Genomic DNA, 3,556 nt, shown 5'->3' with positions numbered 1-3,556 from the left:
TGCTCCCGGCCCACGAAGGACAAGCAACACCGTGGACGGAGCACATGGGGAATGAGAGCCTGCGCCGCCGTCGGCGGCACCTGGTGCACCCAGACCCGGCACGAGACCGGCGTACAACTCGTCACGTACCTGGCTGACCGCCTCGCCATTCCCATGGACCGGTAGCACATCATCGGGCACGGCAGGGTCCCCGGACCGAACTCCGTCCTGGTCTTCGGCATGCACCGGGACCCGGTCCCGTCCTGGCACTGGGAGCGCGATACACGCGTCCCGTGAACGCCCCCGCCGACAGTAGTCATGGCGTGGGCCGGATCGGCTCGGCCGTCACGATCACTCCGGATTCGCCTACAACCCGCAGACCGTACGGATCTGTCCGCCCGACGACCCGACGGGTGCCACGCCTGAATGTACCGAGCGGCGCCGGCCGGCGAACTCCGTCTACCTGCACACCGCGCCCAGCCACTCCGCCCGCTCTTCGGTGATCGAGCCATCCACTGGGACAGCATCGGCACCCACCGGATCAATGACTGGGCCGCACCGCGCAGGCCGGGCAGCCGTATGTCGTCGCGGGCCGGCCTATGTGCAGATGCACGCGGAATCCGGCTGTGCCCGCAGGTACGGCGAAATGTCACCGGGCTCTGTCCTAGTCGGCGAGTGTCTTTCCGTGGAGGTACAGCTCCGCGCCGGCGGGGCCGGCGCTGACATGGGGCCAGGAGCCGGCCGTGAAACCGATGAACTCTGGAATCGGCAACTTCACATGTCTTGCGCTGTGCACGGACGGCGTTCTGGTGTCCGCGGGGGACCGACGACCGGACCAGGGCGTGCTCGCCCGGCCGACAGGAGCGTGGGGTGCCGTGCAGGGCGGCAGACAGCTTCTGGCGTGTGAACCTTCCCTCACAGCGAGTGAGCGTCGACATGCCACTGTGTTGTGCAGGCTTTGCGCAGCATGAACCAACAATTGGCATCGTGTCAGTGAAGAGAGAGCTCTTATGTCTATCGTCACCTTCCGTGGAAGGGCGGTGCGTGTGAGATGACCTGCACATGCCGCGGCGTCTCCGCTCCGAACGCTGGCAACAACTTGACACGGCAACCTGTCACAGGACGCAGGTGGCCCCGGTCAATGAAGCAAACGCGATTGGAGCAGCCATGACTCTCAGTGACCGCAACTCTTGCGGCTGCAGATAGCCAGTCCTGGAGCACATGGCGGCCGGAACCCGCTTGTCCGGGAGCCGGCTGAAGGAGCGGGCCATCACGCAGCCGCATGATCGCGCCACTGATCAGCACGAGGAACGGAGACATCAGGATCATGTATGTCGAAACGCCCCCCACGGAATGTTCCCTGGACCAGGCCGTTTCTGTCTTCGTGGAGCTCCGTCCACGCCTCTTTGGCATCGCGTACCGCGTGCTCGGAAGCGCAGTCGAGGCCGAAGATGTAGTTCAGGAAGTGTGGCTGCGTTGGCAGAAGACTGATCGTTCGGCGGTGGTCAGCCCCGTGGCCTTTCTGTCGAGTACCACCACCCGGCTGGCCATCAATGTGGCGCAGTCTGCCCGTGTGCGCCGCGAAACCTACATCGGTCCGTGGCTGCCCGAGCCCATTGACACGAGCACGGACCCGGAGGTGGGCGCTCAGCGGGCGGAGGCTCTCGAGATGGCTCTGCTCCTCGTTCTGGAGAAGCTGAATCCCAATGAGCGGGCCGCATACGTCCTGCGCGAGGCGTTCGACTACACCTATGCCGACATCGCTGAGATACTTCAACTCAGGGTTGTCAACGTGCGGAAGATCGTGAGCCGGGCCCGCAGGCATCTCTCGGACGAGCAGCGGGGGACCGTGGACACGAAGGAGCACCGACGGCTCCTTGAGGCCTTCGTCTCGGCGGCGCGAACAGGAAATGTTGCCTCGCTGGAGGCTCTCCTCACGCCGGATGCCGTCAGTCTCTCCGACGGCGACGGCCTTCGAGGCGCAGCTCGCGTCCCGGTTCTGGGCCGCGCACGCGTGGCGAACCTGGCGACTGCCACTCCGCGGTTCTGGCGCGAGGCGGATGTCCGAGGTGTCCAGGCCAATGGGCGTTCCGCAGTGGTGATCCACCGGGACGGTCGGCCCGTGACCTTGCTGACGATAGCGGCCTCGCAAGAGGGCATCTACAAGCTGATGTGGGTGTTCAACCCGAGCAAGATCGCTGCGTTCTTCGACTCGCGCTCTCGCTCCTCGTCGGCACTCGGCGCTCCGAGGGATGTGCCGTAGCCGCGACATGGATGAGGCGAAAGGTTTCACCAAGAACTGGCGCACCAGTGACCACGGCCCACATTGGCTGCGAAAGACATCGTTGTCGGCCTCTCGTCGCAGGGCACGCGGGGCGCCCGCAGTGCCGGTCTGCCGCCGTGTCGGCAGGCGTCATCTCCCACGGAAACGCCCTTGGCCCTGCCTGCCGACCCCATCCGCTGGGTGACGGGAACGACACCCATTGTTCCCATGACGCTTTCATTCTCGAGGTGAGAGCAGGGGCTGCCCGGCGCAGACACACGATGTTCGGTCGGCCAGGCTCAGCGTGGAGCCCTGCCCGGGAGCGGACAGTGACATGCCGCACGGTCACCAGGCACCGCCGTGCTCGCTTTGCCCGACCGGTGGTCGGCGTTCACGCGAGGTGCACAGTACGGTACGCGTCTGTGCCTCTGGGGTCGCAGCTCGGAACGGGCATTCGTCGTTCGGCGGCCCAAGCTCGGCCAGGGTGTGGAGATCCGCGCCGTCTGAAGGTCCTGGACGTGGTGGCCCAGGCGGCGAGGCCTGTAGGGGCGTATGCGCCCGGTGGTAGTGGTCGATGCTGGTGTCGGCGAGTAGCCGCCGGGCGCACCCTCGTGCGGGTCGGAAGGACCTTCCCTCGAAGGGCATGCGGATGGCGTAGTTCCGTGCCTGCGGCTGACGGGACGGACACAGCGTATGCTCGATGCCCGCCTCCTGAAGAGGACGAAGGACAAGGCACTCCTGGTGAACGCTGGGCGAGGAGGCATCGTGGATTCCGACGACCTTGCGAAGGGAACTGCCTGAGGGCAGCGCCCCATATCACCGTGCCCGAGCCGCTGCCCCGTGTTCACCCTCGGTGGAACGATCCGAATGTTCTGATAACGCTTCGTGCCATGGCATATGCGCCGCGGGTCTTCCCTGGCGTGCGGCCGTGCTCCTGGCTCTTGGATCCGGCACGTGAGGGCCGGGAGGAATTGGAGTACCGAGTGCCTATCACTTCATGCCGTAGCGCGGAGGTGGAGCCCGGCCCTGCCGGGCAGCCTGCTGTCGGCCGGGCCGGGTCTGAACCACCCTGCGCGGCCCATGGAAACGGCAGATGATCTCTTCGCCGAAACCTTCGGCCGGCTGGGGTGTGACCGCCTTCCCACCCGGCAGTCCCCCGGCAGGCATCGGTGCACAGGAACCCCTGTGTGGATGCCCGCTGCACCTGACACCCCGAGATCACGACCCGAGCCGGAGCGTCTGGGGCAGCGGGTGCAGACGCTCCGCGGGTTCTCGCCATCCATGGTGGTGCGTGGGATGGATCAGGGGTATGGC

The 3,556-nt window shown here is 66.1% G+C and carries 1 protein-coding gene and 1 pseudogene; both read left to right on the top strand.

Annotated elements, in window-relative coordinates:
• Positions 1-1,306: 1,306 nt before the first annotated feature.
• On the top strand, positions 1,307-2,242 hold the full coding sequence (locus ABT078_RS42350; RefSeq protein WP_351237794.1) for an RNA polymerase sigma-70 factor: 936 nt from the start codon (positions 1,307-1,309) through the stop codon (positions 2,240-2,242).
• Positions 2,243-2,896: 654 nt separating this feature from the next.
• Positions 2,897-3,043: pseudogene (locus ABT078_RS42345) on the top strand (NAD(P)-dependent oxidoreductase); the annotation flags it as partial.
• Between the last annotated feature and the right edge of the window lie 513 nt (positions 3,044-3,556).

The sequence above is a fragment of the Streptomyces sp. NPDC002133 genome (assembly GCF_040296405.1).
Classification (GTDB): Bacteria; Actinomycetota; Actinomycetes; order Streptomycetales; family Streptomycetaceae; genus Streptomyces.
This window is presented reverse-complemented; position numbering and strand designations above follow the sequence as displayed.